A 17,020-nucleotide genomic window follows, 5' to 3' on the forward strand; every position below is an offset into this window, starting at 1 on the left:
GGTGGCAGAAATAAAAGTTCCAGAATTGGCTGAATCAATTACAGAAGGTACAGTAGCGCAATGGCTTAAACAGCCAGGTGACACTGTCAATAAAGGTGACTATGTGGTTGAACTGGAAACAGATAAGGTAAATGTAGAAATTATCTCTGAGCATAGCGGTGTATTAAAGGAAATTAAAGCACAAGAAGGAGATACCGTAAACGTAGGCGAAACAATCGCCATTGTCGACGAAAGCGGACAGGCATCTCCTGCACCTCAAAAGGCAGAAGAAAAGCCGGCAGAAAAAACAGAAGAAGCAGCACCTAAAGCTGAACAACTGAAAGGACAGGAACAGCCTGCTGCAGAAGAAAAAGGCAGCGGCCAGCGCACGATTGCCTCTCCCGCAGCACGTAAATTGGCAAGAGAAAAAGGGATTGACCTAAGCCAGGTTCCAACTGCTGATCCGCTTGGAAGAGTAAGGGCTCAGGATGTTGAATCCTATAATCCTGAACAGACTAAACAGCAGCACGCACAGCCATCGAAACCAGCTGCACCAGCCAAGCCGGCTTCACAGGAAACAAGCGGCAAAGAGGTGGAAAGAATAAAAATGTCACGCCGCCGCCAGACCATTGCAAACCGTCTTGTTGAAGTACAGCAAACAGCTGCAATGCTGACAACATTCAATGAAGTTGATATGACAAATGTTATGAACCTTCGTAAAAAGCGCAAAGATAAATTCTTTGAAGAAAATGATGTTAAGCTTGGCTTCATGTCATTCTTCACAAAAGCGGTTGTTGCTGCTCTTAAGAAAAACCCATTCCTGAATGCTGAAATTCAAGGGGATGAAATAGTCCTAAAGAAATTCTATGACATCGGTATTGCTGTATCAGCCAAAGAAGGACTTGTAGTCCCGGTTGTTCGCGACGCAGACCGCAAAAACTTTGCTGAAATCGAAAAAGATATAATGGATCTTGCTACTAAAGCAAGAGACAATAAACTAGCATTATCAGACCTTCAAGGAGGAACATTCACCATTACAAATGGCGGAATCTTTGGCTCTATGATGTCAACACCAATCCTGAACGGCCCGCAGGTTGGTATTCTTGGAATGCATTCTATTCAATTGCGACCTGTGGCAATTGATGCAGAACGAATGGAAAACCGTCCAATGATGTATATTGCACTATCCTATGACCACCGAATTGTGGATGGAAAAGAAGCAGTTACATTCCTAAAACGGGTTAAAGAACTGATTGAGGATCCGGAAAGCCTTCTTTTTGAAGCCTAATAAACCCAGCAGAGCGGAATTAATCCGCTCTGTTTTTTATTTAGGAAAATAATTTTGCCTCAAGGAAACATTGTACTTGTTGTGAATATTATATTAGTAAAAAGCAGGTGAGCAACATGCGGAGAAGGCAAATGAAGATACTGCAGTATTCTGCAGTACTGAAGAAACTGGGAGTACTTACCGACGAAGAATACAAAAATATCAAGCATGCTAATAAGCTAAAAGACAGTGTTCGCAGACATTAAAAAAAGCGGGAGTAGCTCCCGCTTCTAACTTTCAAATTAAGTATTTGCCAAACTGTTAAAATATAGAACCGCTACTTTTTAAACGGCTTCAATCCCCGTTTTTGAATCTCGGTTTTTAATATCCTAATCCATTCCTTTTCAGACCCTGACTTCAATGCATCACGATACGAGACGACCAACTGTTCATTACTCATAATTTTCATTCTGCATACCTCCTGGTAAATGGATTGAATATTCTATTTTTTAATTTATTGTAAAGGTTTTCTTAAGATTTGTGAACCCGTTATTTTAAAAATTTATATTTCATTCTGATTACAAGGATTTGCCTCGAAGAAACATGGATGCCTTATATTGGACGGGCCTAGACAACATTTGTATGATTTAGATAACAGAGTGCAATAAAAGGAGGAGTTTCCAATCGAATTAAAGCTTGATCATATCGTCCATTTTACTGGAGCCCATCCAGCACAAGCAGTGAATGGCTGGAAGAAGCATGGATACCATGCTGTTATGGGCGGCAGCCATGAAAACTGGGGTACTTATAATAGTCTCCTCTATATCGGCCATTCTTACTTGGAATTTCTCTCTATCGAGAATAATAAAATTGCTGACCAGTCAGACAACCCCCTTATCACGCAGCTTACTCAAGACCTTCAGAATGGGGAAGGCGTCGGACAAATTTGTTTCCGAACGAATAACATCCATGAGCTGCAAAGAGAACTTGAAAATAAGGGATGTGAAACACATCCAATTTTCCAGGGGAGCCGAAAGCGTGAAGATGGCAGTACGATTTCTTGGAGTATGCTTTTTATTAAAAATAACCCACAGCATATCTATCCGTTTTTTATCGATTGGGGAATGGATGACGATATAAGATTTCAAGAACTGAAACGAATTGGAATGCTTGATGAGAAGCTTGAGGAGGCTAGCGTTCAAGCTATTTTCATAGCTGCTAAAGACAGTGAAAAATCTGCAAAAGAGTGGACCAAGCTTTTTCCATTTAAAATGATGGGTACAAACAAAACCAGCAGCCAAAATGAAAAAAGGATTTCTATTCAGGCTGGCTTTGTTGAAATTGTCTTTTGCCAGCCATTACATAAAGAAGGCATGGCAGCTGAAGTTTTAGCTACTCGCGGAGAAAGGCCTTTTGCCATTCAGTTTGCACCTTCACTTGAAAAAGAAGTAAACCTTTTTGGATCAATCTATTTATAAGGGGGAAGAGCAGTTGTTAAAGAAGTTTACGATTAACACCTCAAAGCGGGATGAGTTTTATGAAGTAACGTCCCAAGTACAAAAATTCATATCAGAATCCGGTATAAAGGAAGGGGCAGCAGTCATTTATTGCCCCCACACAACTGCCGGGATTACCATTAATGAAAATGCCGATCCGGATGTAAAAACAGACATGATCAGACGTTTTGAAGAAGTTTATCCCTGGGAGCATAAAGAAGACCTCCACATGGAAGGCAATACTGCTGCACATATGAAAGCAAGTACAGTCGGCTCTTCCCAGCATGTTATCATTGCTGAAGGAGAGTTGCTCCTTGGGACATGGCAGGGAATATACTTTTGCGAATTCGATGGCCCCAGGACTCGGACTTTTTATATTAGAATATTAAATTAAATAGATTTTATCAGACTGCTCTCTAGTTTGGAGCAGTTTTGTTTTTGGGAGCTTACATTTGTTTAACTGGAGGTACATGAGCTTGAATGGGACATGTAATACACATGAGTCACGCTTGTGTTATTCAATTGCCGCGCAGGAATCCTCCAGACTCATGCTAAACCCTTCATTCATTCCAACAGACCACCCTTATCCCGCGGAAAATATATCTTAAAACAACAACCTTCAACTTTACAAATGTATTTCTACATACTTTATTGCTAAACCATGCCAGCATAGGGTTTCCAACATTATAAGAATATTAATATACGAAAATATTGAATATTCAGGAATATATGATAATATACAATGTAAGCGTTTTATTTTGACATCTTAGAAGAATCTCTGCATAAGGATTAGATCAAATTCTAAGGAGGATTTCTGGATGACGGAATTGTTAAATCTCACAGTAGGGAAGCTTCTCGAAGAGAAAGCCAACCTTCACCCCAATCACGAAGCTGTAGTCTATGCAGACAGAGGGCTGCGGATGACTTATAGGGAGTTTGATGAATATTGCCGGCTTGCAGCAAAGGGTTTTATGAAGCTGGGCCTTGAAAAAGGGGAACATATTGCTGCATGGTCGACAAACACGCCTGAGTGGCTGACATGCCAGTTTGCAACAGGTAAAATGGGGGCTGTGCTCGTAACAGTTAACACAAACTATCAAGCTGCTGAGCTTGAATATCTTCTAAAACAATCTGATACAACAACTATAGTTTTAATGGAAAATTTCAGAGACACCTCTTACATAGAGATGCTATATAGTATTGTTCCGGAACTTAAGACTTCAGAGCCGGGACAACTGGAGAGCAAGCGGTTGCCTTACTTAAAGAATGTAGTAGTTATGGGCGAGAAACGCTTCCCTGGCACTTTCAGCTGGGATGATATGATTAAAATGGGTGAATCCGTCACCGAAGAAGAACTAAATCAGCGTATGGAGAGCCTGGATCCGGATGATGCGATTAATATGCAATACACATCGGGAACGACAGGTTTTCCGAAAGGGGTTATGCTAACCCATAATAATATTGTGAACAATGGCTACAATATCGCCAATTGCATGCATCTAACAAAAGATGACCGCTTATGTATCCCAGTTCCGTTCTTTCATTGTTTCGGATGCGTACTTGGAACTATGGCGTGTGTATCTGTAGGGGCCACCATTGTTCCGGTTCAGGAATTCAGTCCCAAAGCAGTTCTTCAGACAGTACAGGATGAAAAATGTACGGGTTTGCACGGGGTTCCGACTATGTTTATCGCAGAGCTTAATGATCCGGAATTCAGCAAATATGACTTATCCAGTCTTCGCACAGGCATAATGGCTGGCTCCAATTGTCCAATTGAGGTAATGAAAGGGGTTATCGAAAGGATGGGCGCCAGCGAAATAACGATCGCTTATGGCCAGACAGAATCTTCTCCAGTCATTACCCAGACACGTACTGATGATCCAATCGAGATAAGGGTTGAATCTGTTGGCAGAGCCCTGCCTAATGTAGAAGTAAAAATCGTGGAGCCGGGTACTAATAAGGAAGTTCCCCGCGGTGTACAGGGTGAGCTGTGTACAAGGGGCTACCATGTTATGAAAGGGTATTACAAGAATCCTGATGCCACAAAAGAAGCCATCGATGAAGAAGGCTGGCTCCACACAGGAGACCTGGCCGTAATGGATGAAAAAGGATATTGCAAGATTACAGGCAGGCTTAAAGATATGATCATCAGGGGTGGAGAAAACATTTATCCCCGCGAAATAGAAGAGTTCCTTTATACACATCCAGCCATTCTTGATGTCCAGGTAGTAGGTGTTCCCGATGCTGTTTATGGAGAGGAAGTAGTCGCCTGGGTTATTTTAAAAGAAGGTGAAGAAATAACAGCTGAAGAACTGCGTGAGTATTGCAAAGGTAAAATATCACGTCATAAAATTCCGCGCTATCTTGAATTTATCGATGCTTACCCAATGACTGCTTCAGGTAAAATCCAAAAGTTCCGTTTGCGGGAACAAGCAAAAGAAGTAATTGAAAAAGCCAATACATTAAAATAAATTTTTAAAAAGCCCTGTTGGCCTCCCTGTCGAGTATCAACAGGGCTTTTTTTTGGAAACTAAATCTTCTCTCATCCAAAAGTCTCATAGAATCTCATCCCCTCTGCCAATGTTTTACAAAAAGAGAAAGGATAGAATGAGATTAAAGATGAGAAGAAGGGTGAGTTATAGGAATGTATGATGAAATTTTTGTTATGGAAACATTGAATAAACTAAAACAAAAGGAATTTGAATCAGCAAGGCATCCTCAACTACTTCAAAATCGTAAAAACGAACTGGTCTGCAAGCTTCCAATTATTAAAAATTTCGACGTTTGCCAGTGCCAATCCTAAATGGACGGAGAATCTTTCTCCGTCTTATTTTTGGAAAGAATCTTCAGAAAATGGTAGTATAGTAAACAAATTCGGACCATTTCGTTTTAAAAGAGAGTCCCTGTATTGCTGAGCAGGCATGGGTATACGGGGAATTATATGATACAGGACTTGGCTATCCCTCGATGAAGGCATCGCTTGACCAAAAGGTATATGGGGAACTCTATGAAGTTCATCTGGATCATTTCTCTGATCTGGATGAACTGGAAGATTACATTCCTGGCAGAAAAGACAATTTATACGACAGAGTTGAGCAGACTGTCCATACCGATACTGGAGATGTCAATGCACTTGTTTATGTTTCAAACAGGGATAATTTACTGGCTGAACCGATCTTGCACGGAGATTGGAAGCTCTATCGCTTAATGAGAGAAAAACCGGAAAAAACCTGCTACTTTGCATATGGTTCTTGCATGGACGATGAACGATTTAGGTTAGCCAGTGTTGATCAGCATTTCAAGTCTGTTGTTGGTGGCGGAGTACTAAAAGGTTATTCCATGCAATATTTATTTTCACGTGATGATGGTGGTAGAGCTGATATTGTGGAGGATGGAGGAGTGACCGAGGGAATTCTTTATGAGCTTCCATATGAAGCGGTTGAATATCTCTTCCATCGAGAAGGGTTTTATGGTGAATGGTACCGGCCAGCGTTTGTAAATGTACAGGTTGGAAAGGATTTGTACTCCAATGTGTTAACTTTCCACGTTTATAATAAAAAGGGAGAACTGCCTCCGCCTGACCACTATGCACTGGAGATTCTTCGCGGGGCAAGAGGCAGAGTCAGTGAAGAATATTTTAAAAAGCTTGAAGAACAGCTAGTAAAACTTGGAGTAAAAATAAACTTGGATGCTTAATAACACTAAGACTAAAGGATGAGCTGATGTTCATCCTTTTTTCTGTATATCGCTGCAGGCTATTTTTATACAATAAAATCAGAAAATGAAAAGGGGGACATAAATTGCAGGGAGCAAAACTGTATGAAGCACATTTGGATACATCCGATTTGGAAAGAAACATTCACTTTTATGAAAACCTGGGTTTTACAATGGCATACAAAATTGAGGATAGGAGAGCGGCATTCTTTTTCCTGGGAGAAAACAAAGAAAATATGCTTGGCATATGGGAAACAAAAGATACTCCAATCCGGCGGAATCATATTGCTTTTTCTGTTTCACCTGAGAAACTGAAAGGGATTATTCCATTTTTAAAAGAAAAAAACATTGAAGCAAGGGAAAGTTTCGGCCTTCCGCCAATAGAACCGATAGTCCATACTTGGATGCCCGCTGCTTCAGTATATTTTTATGATCCGGATGGCCATTCATTGGAGTATATCGCTGTATTAAATGGTAACCCAAGGCCTGATTTAAAACCGATGTTTTTAAGTGAATGGGAAAAAATATGATAGGATTTAATGCAAAAATATTCATTTGATGTTTGAAACAGGCTAAGTACGTGGTAAATAACCTTTGCCATCATCTTAGAAAGAAGGTCATCATATGAATATAATTGCAGATAATGGCTTTTATGAAGTGGAGTACGATAATGAGCACTACGAACATTTGGAGTTTGTACGAATAGATCATATCTGTGAAATTACCTATGTTACATTAAAAAACATTTTAACCGGAGAAGTATATACTTTCGATACGGACCGAATTAAACGATTCCGGAAAATTATGAAGGTTTTGCCATCGTTTAAAGAGAATCATGTTGCAGACAACAGCTCGTATTCTTTATAATATTTAATAACGGGCTTCGCTATTTGAATGATAAAGCAAGCTGGTTATGCAGAAAACGAAGGAGTGGCAGTTTTGATTCATTTAACATGGCATGAACGCGATACAGTAAAAAAAGTAAAATGCGTGCATACAGATGCAGCAAAATACATTGTAGACAGAGCACTGACAGCAGGAAAAGTTTATGATGTCAAAAATGAAACCGAAGAATTCTATTTTATTTTAGATAACTCTGGAAAAGTAAGCGGCTTTTACAAAGATTATTTCCAGGATGCTTAATAATAGGAAGAAAACGGCCTGTATAAAACGGCCGTTTTCTTCTTTCATACATCTTAATAGATGCTATCTTTGAGTTGGAAAAATTCTACGCACTGTTTCGTTAAACTCATCAAAGAATCCCTCTAGCGGCTGTCCGCCGCGAATATCGTCCGTATATCCAGCCATTCGATCATAAAAGTCAGGATTGACTGAAACATATACATTATCAATATCCTGATCAACAGACTTTACTTGATCCGCAATTTTACCTTCGATATCCCTTGTCAATTTCCCATTTCCATTATCCAATCGTGCAGCCACGTAGGCATTATTATCTGTAACAATCACGTTTGCCGTTTCAACCTCAGGGATGGCTGTAATTTTCTCGGCAGCTTTATCAGCAACCCTCATTCTAGGGGATTGTTCTCCATTTTGATTTTCTGTACGGGTACGGGTCAGATCAATCCCCGGTTCTGTAGTGCGGCCATTTTCGCCGTAATTGCTGTCGTTAACTTTTGTCGGCTGGCTTAAATCTCTGTTTCTTTGTGCTGTTTCATTCATATCTGTGTCGTTCATTGTACATCCTGTAAGAACCACAGCTGTCAGAGCACCTGCAAGAATTGCTTTTCGCTTTAGCATTCTTATTCACTCCTTTTTTATTTTTTCATCCTTAGGATTCCTATAACATTTTTTGTTATTCAATATTTTTACCAATAAAAAGATGCTAAAATGATCTATGGAAAGCCATAATGAAAGAGTTGGTCCTTTTGAAAGTTATCATTTATATAGGAATGGGAGGCATGGCCGGAAGCCTTTTAAGGTATATTCTTTCTGATCAATCCGCCCAAGCTTTTGGGAGCAGTTTCCCATTCGGAACGTTAATCGCAAATCTTGCAGGAGCGTTCATTCTTGGCCTTTTTACTTCACTTGTCATAAGGCAAAACCGACTTACAAATGAGTGGCGGCTGGCAATTGGAACGGGGGCCATAGGTTCTTTTACCACTTTGTCCACCTTAAGCAATGAGACAGTTATGCTTATTGATGAACAGGCCTATATAAAAGCACTTCTTTATATCTCAATCAGTATATTTGGGGGACTTGCCGCTGCATTTGCAGGGTATCATGCGGGCTTAGGCAAAAAGGAGGCGGCCAGCCATGATTAATTTTCTATGGGTGGCTGCAGGAGGTTTCCTTGGAGCAATCAGCAGATATCTGACTGTCTTGTATGTTAAAAGGAAATTTACATCAGATATTCCGGCTGGTACTCTGGCTGTTAACCTGTTAGGGTCTTTTTTGTTAGGATTGTTAATTGGTTTGGATTTTAATGAAAATCTTTTTTTGCTTCTGGCTGTCGGTTTTATGGGGGCTTTTACAACTTTTTCAACATTTAAATTTGAAACAGTTGAGCTTTTGGAGGGGAAAAAGAAGAAACAAGCCGTTACTTATTTAATTTTCACCTATGCGGGTGGCATTTTATCTGCATTTGCAGGATTAATATTTGGGAGAATGTAAAAGGAGCAAGGCTATTTTGCCGTGCTCCTTTTTTATAATTTGGCGGTTTACCCAAACTTTGTTGCTTTTTACCTTATTTATCAATATTTTTATTCACAGATCTATTAAAAAACAATAATCTTTCCGTGAAAAGAGCCTATAATTTAAATTGGTTGTCCATTCTATTGTACTCATCCAGGAATATAATGATAAAAAAGTGTATGTGTATTTTTTTCGGCAGTATGGTACTACTCTATCAGGAAGCTTTAAGCTCATACATAATACTCAATTAAATGAATGGTGGGGTAATTTGTCTTTCTTAAAACAAAAAACGTTCCTATCGTTGGCCAAATTCCTGGTACCCATATTCATATTACTATTTATAAGCTATGAAGCAAAAGGCATGTTTGACGATTTTAACTGGGCCTTACTTGAACTTTATTTGGATCGGCTTTCACCACAGAAAGTAGCCTTTATTATGATACTTGGACTAGTCGCTCTTTTTCCTATGTATTTCTATGATGAGATTCTTCAGAGGCTTTTCTTGATTAAAGTACCTAAAAAAAAGCTGCTTTTTTATTCATTATCAGCAAATGCGTTTTCGAACTTCATTGGTTTTGGGGGCGTTGCAGGAGCAACCCTACGATCTTATTTTTATAAAAATTATTTAGCTGGCGGCACTCCCTATATAAAAATAATTGCCAAGCTCTCACTTTTTTATCTGACGGGTTTATCTTTGCTGTCATGGATGATTATTTTTTCGGATTTGCATTTATATGAAGATGTAAAGCTAATAAAAATTGCTGTCTGGGCGACTTCCGCTTATACACCTGTATTGCTGGCCATTTACTTCTTCAAAACCTCGTTTTGGAATTTAAAACATATCAAAAAGGGATATGCAGCAGAATTACTGGCTGTTTCATTTTTGGAGTGGCTATTTATCATAATCTGCATATGGGGAATTTCAAACGCTCTGGAAGTTTCGATTCCATTCTTTGTTATATTTCCCATAGTAGTTATATCAGCATGCGCCGGCATAGCAAGTATGATCCCCGGCGGTATAGGATCTTTTGACTTTGTATTTTTAATCGGGTTAGAATCACAAGGGATTCCTACCGAATTGGGCCTATTAATCCTGATGTTCTACCGACTAAGTTATTATATCGTTCCCGTCTTTATCGGTACGCCTTTTGTACTGAACCAAATCTGGAATAACGGGGATGTAAGAAATGCTTTTAAGATTTAAGTTTTGTTGATAGTTTTGCACGCTTGGGAGTGAAGGGGAAACAGGCTTAGTGTTTGAGGTTTCTCCCGGATGCCAGCGGTTCGCTGAGCTTCTTGATCGGAAATCAACAGACAAGGATAACAGAGCTAAAATTTAAAAGAGCCTTTTTGGGCTCTTTTTTGATTGTTATTAATCTTTTACCATAAAACATCCATAATCCCGCCATTAAATAAATTTGTATCAATATTGCATGCCTGCGCATCTATCCCGTATTGCCAGCCAGCAATCAAAGCATTTTCTGGTGCTTGCGGTTTATAGCCAGGAGCCTGTTTTTCTGTGGTAATGCCCACATTGGGTGCCGCTGTCCATACATATGTGTTTTCAAGAAGAGCGGAACTGCTGCCGGCTTGTTCAAAAGCGCGTGTAAGAGCCCGCTGCGGATCAAAAATCCCATATATGCCTGGACGGTAAGGTGATTCTTCCATCTCTTGATACCACCCTTCAATAAATGCAGAATCAACAGGATAACTAGGCTCAATATCGGCAAAAATAGCAACACCTTCAGGGATGCCTAATTCCTCAGCGAGCTTTATGGCGGCTTTCGCTTCACTCTGTCCATTTTCAAGCCCTGTTGCATCGCTAAACCGATTCCAAATGACAAGGATTTTTATATCATTAGAATGGAGCAGTTCTGCTTCTTCCCCAGTGACACCTGCTGAAACACCTTCTTTTTCACCCAAATATCGTCCCCAAACTTTAGGGCTGCCAAAATTATCCCGTACACAGGAAAGCAAGCCGCTTGTGGTGAGACTTGCAGAGTCTACACCCCAAACGACTTCATCTTCATCCGTTTGGCCATCCTGATCATCCTTGTTTCCGCTATTATTGTTATCATTATTGCCGTCATTATCGCTCTTATTATTGCCGTCACCATTTTTCCCTGAGCTGGAATCTTGGCTGTCAGCTTTATTCTTTATTTTATTTGTTACGTTCACATCGACATTTACTTCTATGTCATTTGAAACATTATTGTCAATTTGGCTATTGTCCCCGTTATTCAAATCATTATCAATTGAATTAGTTACATTTGCCTTATTGCCTTTAATATTATTTTTAACATTATTGGTGATATCACTGTCACTATTTGTCTCACCGCCACTAGGATTCTGATGCGTGTTCGGTTCAGCATTCCTTGAATCAATGAGGGAGAAAGTGAATATCGATATCATTACAGCAAAAAAAGCAGTTACGATAAAAGGCAAAAGTCCCCGTCTGTCCATATCTCACAGCCCTCCTTGTCAGTTCATGACATCCTATGCAGATTGGAGGTGGGGGGTGCTAGGACTGCTACTTTGCTTAAAAGGAAGGGGAATGTCGATAAAGATCCCGATTAACTACCATTCTCCTTGGGGAAGAGGTCTTTTCGTCGTTTATCAACCCGATTAACTACCATTCTCCTTGGGGAAAAGGTTTTTTCGTCGTTAATCATCACGATTAACTACCATTCTCCTTGGGGAAAAGGTTTTTTCGTCGTTAATCATCACGATTAACTACCATTCTCCTTGGGGAAGAGGCTTTTTCGTCGTTAATCATCACGATTAACTACTATTCTCCTTTGGAAGAGGCTTTTTCGTCGTTAATCATCCCGGTTAACTACCATTCTCCTTGGTGAAGAGGCTTTTCGTCGTTACTCAACCTTTTTACTGCTAAGGCTAGGTGATTTGCCAAATGGATAAGGAATAGACCTGGGATACTTATTAAAACAGAAAAAACAGCCGATACTTAGGATCGGCTGTTTAACTATTCAAACGGATTCATTTATGTTCCCTTTAGCAGGGAAGAGGAGCTTTGCGGATTGGAGTCTTTTTCTCACAATGATGCCAATCCAGGATGCAAGGGCAGCTTTAATTAATCCAACAATAATAAAAGGTGCAGCGCCGCCGGTGATGGCAGCTGTCCAAGTCAGTTCAGCAGCAATTTTTAGCCAGGCTGTTCCGAATGCCAATGTCACCAGCATGCCAATCGTATTGGCGACCATTGCATTTTTGAAAGAGAAAGATGTTCTCTCCATATACCATCCGATAATAAACGCTGCCGGGATAAAGCCAACCAAATAACCGCCAGTAGGTCCGACTAATTTGGATATTCCCCCTGAGAATTCAGCAAATACTGGAACTCCTGCTGACCCAATAACTAAATATAAGATAACGGAAAGTGTTCCATAGCGCGCTCCCAGTATAGTGGCTGCCAGTCCAATTGCCAATGTTTGGCCGGTAATCGGCACAAGTGGGAGGGGAATTGTAATTTGTGCCATTACCCCGATGATGGCAGCAAATAAAGCAGTTACAATCATGGATATCCAACTTCAGCTGATCTTTAGTCATAAAAAAACTCCCCTTTAATATGTAAACTTAATAAACTAACAGGTTAACAAGACAACTATATTATTATATGAAATGATTGTCAACGCCAAACAGGTTATAGAAAAAAATAGAACTAGCCAAGCACGATATAAGGCGGGTTTTAAGTACTCATCTCCAGGTACCTTGAAAACAGTTTTAATAGAAGATTTAAGTAAAAACTCATTATCCACAACTCTTACTAATTATCCACAAGTAATCAAATAGGTGTATAGGTATAAATTATACTAGTACAGGTATATATGGATATATTATAAAATGTACCCTATAGCCAATTAGCTCAACTGTATAAATCACCAGTTAAAAACCCCGATGTTTCATCAGAAAACAAAAACAGATATAAGCCAAATGTTATTCTAAAAAAACTCCCCAAACAACCTGGCGGGAAATAATAAATATTTTATTATTATCGAATAATTCCCTTGTTCATTATAACGAACGAATGTTCAAAGCAGGTTTTTTGCAGAGGAGTAAATCACCCTATTTGCGGGTAGATTTCAAATATACATAAGCTGTCGGGATGAAAAAGTTGATTAATGTGCTAATTTTCACTTAGTATCTAATTAATAGCCAAAATTTTCATCCAAGCGAGATGATAATATATAAATGGGGGATATTAGATGACAAAAGCACTTTTAAATATTGATTATACGAATGATTTTGTCACCGGAGCATTGCCTTGCGGACAGCCTGCTATTGATATAGAAAAGGAAATAGCAGCGATCACGGCAAAGTTTATTGAAGAGGGGGCATTCACTGTCTTTGCGATTGATCTGCATTTTCAGGATGACCTCTATCACCCTGAAACAGCCCTTTATCCGCCGCATAACCTTAAAGATACCGAGGGACGCGATTTGTATGGCGAATTAAGCAAGGTATATCAGTTACATGGCGATAAGGAAAATGTATTTTGGATAGATAAAACAAGATACAGCGCCTTTGCGGGAACAGACCTTGAATTAAAATTAAGGGAGCGCGGGATAACCGAAGTGCACCTTGTTGGTGTCTGCACAGATATCTGTATATTGCATACCGCTGTTGATGCATATAACAAAGGGTTCAACATTGTTGTTTATGAAAAGGCTACTGCCAGCTTCAATGAAATTGGCCATCGCTGGGCTCTGGAACATTTTAAAAGCTCAATGAACGCAAAGGTGATTTAACAGAAGATATTACACAGGAGGTTGCGTTAATGCGTAATGAATTTGCGGATGACAGTTTAACTTTGCATACTGATTTATATCAAATTAATATGGCCCAAACCTATTGGGAGGATAATATACATAATAAAAAAGCTGTTTTCGAGGTGTTTTTCAGAAAGCTTCCGTTTGGCAACGGATATGGGATCTTTGCCGGCCTTGAAAGAGTAATCGAGTATATTGAGAATTTCCGCTTCACCGAAAGCGATCTTATGTATTTAAAAAATGAACTTCATTATAAGGATGGTTTTCTTGATTATTTAAAAAACATGAGATTTACTGGCACCATCAAATCAATGGAAGAGGGCGAGCTGGTTTTTGGCAATGAACCAATCATGAGAGTCGAAGCTCCTCTTGCAGAAGCTCAAATTGTTGAAACAGCTTTATTGAATATCATTAACTATCAAACATTAATTGCCACCAAAGCTACACGCATAAAAGAAGTGATTGGCGATGGAACTGCCATGGAATTTGGATCCAGAAGGGCACATGAGATGGATGCAGCCATCTGGGGTACAAGAGCAGCATACATAGGAGGCTTTGATGCGACTTCAAATGTGAGGGCAGGCAAGAAATTCAGCATCCCGGTTGCAGGAACACATGCGCATTCATTTGTTCAGGCTTATCGTGACGAATATACAGCTTTTAAGAAGTATGCAAGCACTCATAAAGATTGTGTTTTCCTTGTAGATACGTATGATACCCTGAAATCCGGTGTCCCTAATGCAATCAGAGTAGCAAAAGAATTAGGCGACAAAATTAATTTTAAGGGCATAAGACTCGATAGCGGCGACCTTGCCTATCTATCTAAGGAAGCGCGAAGAATGCTTGATGAGGCAGGATTCCCTGATGCAAAAATAGTTGCTTCGAATGACCTGGACGAATATACGATTATAAACCTGAAAGCCCAGGGCGCGAAGATTGATATTTGGGGTGTGGGCACGAAGTTAATCACTGCTTTTGAGCAAGCAGCACTTGGAGCTGTATACAAACTCGTTTCAATCGAGGATGAAGCGGGTAAAATGGCTGATACAATAAAAATAAGCGGAAATCCGGAAAAAGTCACCACTCCTGGCTTAAAAAGAGTTTATCGCATCATTAATAAGGATAATCAAAAATCAGAAGGGGACTATATTGCTCTGGAACATGAAAATCCCCAGAAGGAAGAAAGGCTGAAGATGTTCCATCCAGTTCACACCTTTATAAGCAAATTTGTAACAAACTTCGAGGCAAGGGAGCTTCATAAAGAGATCTTTAAGGAAGGCAATCTGGTCTATCAGGTTCCATCTTTAAAAGAAATGCAAAGATTTGCAAAAGAAAATCTTAATGTGTTATGGGACGAGTACCGCCGTTCATTAAATCCTGAAGAATACCCAGTCGATTTGAGCCAGGAATGCTGGGATAATAAAATGCAAATGATCAAGCAAATTAAAGAAGAAGTAAAAGGCAGACCGTATTAAGAGGGAGGAACCGGAAATGAAATTACAGAAAGAAATCATGCAGGCATTAAGTGTTAACCCTGAAATTGATCCAAAAGAAGAAATCAAAAAAAGAATCGATTTCTTAAAAAATTACCTAGTTAAAACTAATTCCAAAGGTTATGTGCTCGGCATCAGCGGCGGGCAGGACTCTACCCTGGCAGGACGCCTGGCACAGCTTGCGGTTGAGGAACTGCGAAAGGAAGGAAAAGAAGCAACATTTACAGCAGTCCGTTTGCCATATGGTGTACAGAAGGATGAAGATGATGCCCAGCTGGCTCTATCCTTTATTCAAGCAGACCGGGAATATGTATTCAATGTAAAAGACCCGGTCGATGAGGTTAAAAAGGAATACGACCTAATCTTTCCGGAAGACCCTTTAACGGATTATCACAAAGGAAACGTAAAGGCACGCATGAGAATGATAGCCCAGTACGCAATCGGCGGACAAAATGGCTTGCTTGTTATTGGTACCGACCATGCTGCTGAAGCAGTAACTGGATTTTTCACAAAGTATGGCGATGGCGGTGCCGATGTCCTTCCGTTATCCGGCCTGACAAAGAGACAGGGTAAAGCACTGCTAAAAGATCTTGGCGCAGAAGAAAGGCTATATTTAAAAGTGCCAACCGCTGATCTCCTTGACCAAAAGCCCGGACAAGCCGATGAAACTGAATTAGGTATATCCTATGATGAACTGGATGATTATCTTGAAGGGAAAGAAGTAAGCCAAGAGGCTGCTGAAAAAATTGAAAAACGCTATTTGTTCTCTGAGCACAAGCGCAGAATGCCGGCATCCATACATGATGACTGGTGGAAATAATCATTATAAAATGCAGTTCCATACCATGGAACTGCATTTTTTATTGACCTGATAGAAGCTGGTAAGCCCATTCAGCTTTTTCTTCACTCGGCGGCTCTATATCCTTTAATGGATATTCCAGCCCAAGCGCTTCCCATTTATATACTCCGAGTTTATGGTAGGGGAGGACTTCAATTTTTTTCACGTTTTTTAAACCTTTGATAAATTGTCCGAGCCTTTCCAGATTTTTCGCTCCGTCAGATATTGTTGGGACCAGCACATGCCTAATCCATACTGGGACTTGGTTATCTGAAAGATATTTAGCAAATTCCAGAATATGTTCATTTGTAAGACCTGTCAGTTTTTTATGTTTATCTTTATCAATGTGTTTCAAATCCAGCAGCACTAAATCGGTATAACCCATCAATTCTTTCAGCTGGCTTTGGAAAAGAGGGGAGCTGGAATAACAGCCGCCAGAAGAATCAATAGCTGTATGGATACCTAGTTTTTTACATTCTTTAAAAAGCTCGATAAGGAAGGGAATTTGCAATAAGGGTTCTCCTCCGCTCACTGTTATCCCGCCCCCAGATGCTTCTATAAAGGGGAGGTAGGATTGGAGGTCATCAATGATTTCCGAAACAGACATTTGTTTCCCTGTCCCAATCTCCCATGTATCAGCATTATGGCAGAATTGGCAGCGAAGCAGGCAGCCCTGCGTAAATATGACATAACGGATGCCTGGTCCGTCTACCGTCCCAAATGTCTCAATTGAATGAATGTTTCCGTACATGATAATCTTCCTTTCAATAAGCAAAGAGCGCTGCCTTGGC

The 17,020-nt window shown here is 40.0% G+C and carries 20 protein-coding genes and 1 pseudogene; 16 read left to right on the plus strand and 5 right to left on the minus strand.

Annotated elements, in window-relative coordinates:
• The first annotated feature begins 1 nt into the window (after position 1).
• The gene (odhB, locus tag AC3ZVC_RS17690; protein ID WP_490064522.1) at positions 2 to 1,267 is read left to right on the plus strand and encodes a 2-oxoglutarate dehydrogenase complex dihydrolipoyllysine-residue succinyltransferase; all 1,266 of its coding nucleotides are present in this window, start codon (positions 2 to 4) and stop codon (positions 1,265 to 1,267) included.
• Positions 1,268 to 1,383: 116 nt separating this feature from the next.
• Positions 1,384 to 1,512: a hypothetical protein gene (locus AC3ZVC_RS17695; protein ID WP_490064523.1), complete on the plus strand. Its 129-nt coding sequence runs from the start codon at positions 1,384 to 1,386 to the stop codon at positions 1,510 to 1,512.
• 71 nt (positions 1,513 to 1,583) lie between these two features.
• Here AC3ZVC_RS17695 and sda read toward each other — a convergent pair whose 3' ends face one another.
• Complete coding sequence (sda, locus tag AC3ZVC_RS17700) at positions 1,584 to 1,715, minus strand: sporulation histidine kinase inhibitor Sda (RefSeq protein WP_490064524.1); 132 nt, start codon at positions 1,713 to 1,715, stop codon at positions 1,584 to 1,586.
• A 235-nt stretch (positions 1,716 to 1,950) separates the two neighbouring features.
• Here sda and AC3ZVC_RS17705 point away from each other — a divergent pair, with 235 nt between their 5' ends.
• The 8 genes and pseudogenes from AC3ZVC_RS17705 to AC3ZVC_RS17740 all read left to right on the plus strand — a co-directional run bounded on the left by AC3ZVC_RS17705 (position 1,951) and on the right by AC3ZVC_RS17740 (position 7,599).
• Positions 1,951 to 2,724, plus strand: coding sequence for a VOC family protein (locus AC3ZVC_RS17705; RefSeq protein ID WP_490068953.1), 774 nt, complete (start codon positions 1,951 to 1,953; stop codon positions 2,722 to 2,724).
• A gap of 13 nt (positions 2,725 to 2,737) precedes the next feature.
• Complete coding sequence (locus AC3ZVC_RS17710; RefSeq protein ID WP_490064526.1) at positions 2,738 to 3,136, plus strand: secondary thiamine-phosphate synthase enzyme YjbQ; 399 nt, start codon at positions 2,738 to 2,740, stop codon at positions 3,134 to 3,136.
• A gap of 433 nt (positions 3,137 to 3,569) precedes the next feature.
• The gene (locus tag AC3ZVC_RS17715) at positions 3,570 to 5,213 is read left to right on the plus strand and encodes an AMP-binding protein (RefSeq protein WP_490068954.1); all 1,644 of its coding nucleotides are present in this window, start codon (positions 3,570 to 3,572) and stop codon (positions 5,211 to 5,213) included.
• Between the two features lie 421 nt (positions 5,214 to 5,634).
• Positions 5,635 to 5,925 (plus strand): annotated as a pseudogene (locus tag AC3ZVC_RS17720) (gamma-glutamylcyclotransferase family protein); the annotation flags it as partial.
• A 156-nt stretch (positions 5,926 to 6,081) separates the two neighbouring features.
• Complete coding sequence (locus AC3ZVC_RS17725; protein ID WP_490068955.1) at positions 6,082 to 6,438, plus strand: gamma-glutamylcyclotransferase; 357 nt, start codon at positions 6,082 to 6,084, stop codon at positions 6,436 to 6,438.
• 104 nt (positions 6,439 to 6,542) lie between these two features.
• On the plus strand, positions 6,543 to 6,986 hold the full coding sequence (locus AC3ZVC_RS17730) for a VOC family protein (RefSeq protein WP_490064527.1): 444 nt from the start codon (positions 6,543 to 6,545) through the stop codon (positions 6,984 to 6,986).
• A gap of 94 nt (positions 6,987 to 7,080) precedes the next feature.
• Positions 7,081 to 7,323 carry a hypothetical protein gene (locus AC3ZVC_RS17735; RefSeq protein ID WP_490064529.1) on the plus strand — a complete coding sequence of 81 codons (243 nt, stop codon included), beginning with the start codon at positions 7,081 to 7,083 and terminating at the stop codon, positions 7,321 to 7,323.
• 72 nt (positions 7,324 to 7,395) lie between these two features.
• On the plus strand, positions 7,396 to 7,599 hold the full coding sequence (locus AC3ZVC_RS17740) for a DUF6501 family protein (protein ID WP_490064530.1): 204 nt from the start codon (positions 7,396 to 7,398) through the stop codon (positions 7,597 to 7,599).
• 63 nt (positions 7,600 to 7,662) lie between these two features.
• Here AC3ZVC_RS17740 and AC3ZVC_RS17745 read toward each other — a convergent pair whose 3' ends face one another.
• A complete protein-coding gene (locus tag AC3ZVC_RS17745; protein ID WP_490064531.1) occupies positions 7,663 to 8,217 on the minus strand; it encodes a YhcN/YlaJ family sporulation lipoprotein in 555 nt (184 codons plus the stop codon).
• Between the two features lie 128 nt (positions 8,218 to 8,345).
• Between AC3ZVC_RS17745 and crcB (AC3ZVC_RS17750) the strand changes: the two genes are divergently transcribed.
• From crcB (AC3ZVC_RS17750) to AC3ZVC_RS17760, 3 genes are all read left to right on the plus strand, one after another.
• Positions 8,346 to 8,741, plus strand: a complete 396-nt coding sequence (crcB, locus tag AC3ZVC_RS17750; RefSeq protein WP_490064532.1) for a fluoride efflux transporter CrcB — start codon at positions 8,346 to 8,348, stop codon at positions 8,739 to 8,741.
• Positions 8,734 to 9,090 (plus strand): fluoride efflux transporter CrcB, encoded by a 357-nt coding sequence (gene crcB / locus AC3ZVC_RS17755; protein ID WP_490064533.1) that lies wholly within the window; start codon positions 8,734 to 8,736, stop codon positions 9,088 to 9,090. The genes crcB (AC3ZVC_RS17750) and crcB (AC3ZVC_RS17755) overlap by 8 nt, the downstream gene beginning before the upstream one ends.
• A 289-nt stretch (positions 9,091 to 9,379) precedes the next feature.
• Positions 9,380 to 10,315: a lysylphosphatidylglycerol synthase domain-containing protein gene (locus AC3ZVC_RS17760; RefSeq protein WP_490064534.1), complete on the plus strand. Its 936-nt coding sequence runs from the start codon at positions 9,380 to 9,382 to the stop codon at positions 10,313 to 10,315.
• A 176-nt stretch (positions 10,316 to 10,491) separates the two neighbouring features.
• Here the strand turns inward: AC3ZVC_RS17760 and AC3ZVC_RS17765 are convergent, their stop codons facing one another.
• Positions 10,492 to 11,574: a glycoside hydrolase domain-containing protein gene (locus AC3ZVC_RS17765; RefSeq protein WP_490064535.1), complete on the minus strand. Its 1,083-nt coding sequence runs from the start codon at positions 11,572 to 11,574 to the stop codon at positions 10,492 to 10,494.
• A gap of 524 nt (positions 11,575 to 12,098) precedes the next feature.
• The gene (locus AC3ZVC_RS17770) at positions 12,099 to 12,647 is read right to left on the minus strand and encodes a biotin transporter BioY (protein ID WP_490064536.1); all 549 of its coding nucleotides are present in this window, start codon (positions 12,645 to 12,647) and stop codon (positions 12,099 to 12,101) included.
• Positions 12,648 to 13,334: 687 nt separating this feature from the next.
• Here AC3ZVC_RS17770 and AC3ZVC_RS17775 point away from each other — a divergent pair.
• The 3 genes from AC3ZVC_RS17775 to nadE are packed head-to-tail and all read left to right on the plus strand — an operon-like array spanning position 13,335 to position 16,211.
• Positions 13,335 to 13,877 carry a cysteine hydrolase family protein gene (locus tag AC3ZVC_RS17775; RefSeq protein ID WP_490064537.1) on the plus strand — a complete coding sequence of 181 codons (543 nt, stop codon included), beginning with the start codon at positions 13,335 to 13,337 and terminating at the stop codon, positions 13,875 to 13,877.
• Positions 13,878 to 13,906: 29 nt separating this feature from the next.
• Positions 13,907 to 15,373 carry a nicotinate phosphoribosyltransferase gene (locus AC3ZVC_RS17780; RefSeq protein WP_490064538.1) on the plus strand — a complete coding sequence of 489 codons (1,467 nt, stop codon included), beginning with the start codon at positions 13,907 to 13,909 and terminating at the stop codon, positions 15,371 to 15,373.
• 16 nt (positions 15,374 to 15,389) lie between these two features.
• Entirely contained in the window at positions 15,390 to 16,211 is an 822-nt protein-coding gene (gene nadE / locus AC3ZVC_RS17785; RefSeq protein ID WP_490064539.1) for an NAD(+) synthase, read from the plus strand.
• A 40-nt stretch (positions 16,212 to 16,251) separates the two neighbouring features.
• On the opposite strand, the gene pflA is transcribed toward nadE, so the two are convergent.
• Positions 16,252 to 16,980 carry a pyruvate formate-lyase-activating protein gene (gene pflA / locus AC3ZVC_RS17790; protein WP_490064540.1) on the minus strand — a complete coding sequence of 243 codons (729 nt, stop codon included), beginning with the start codon at positions 16,978 to 16,980 and terminating at the stop codon, positions 16,252 to 16,254.
• Positions 16,981 to 17,020 lie beyond the last annotated feature (40 nt).

The sequence above is a fragment of the Cytobacillus sp. C11.1 genome, assembly GCF_058145115.1.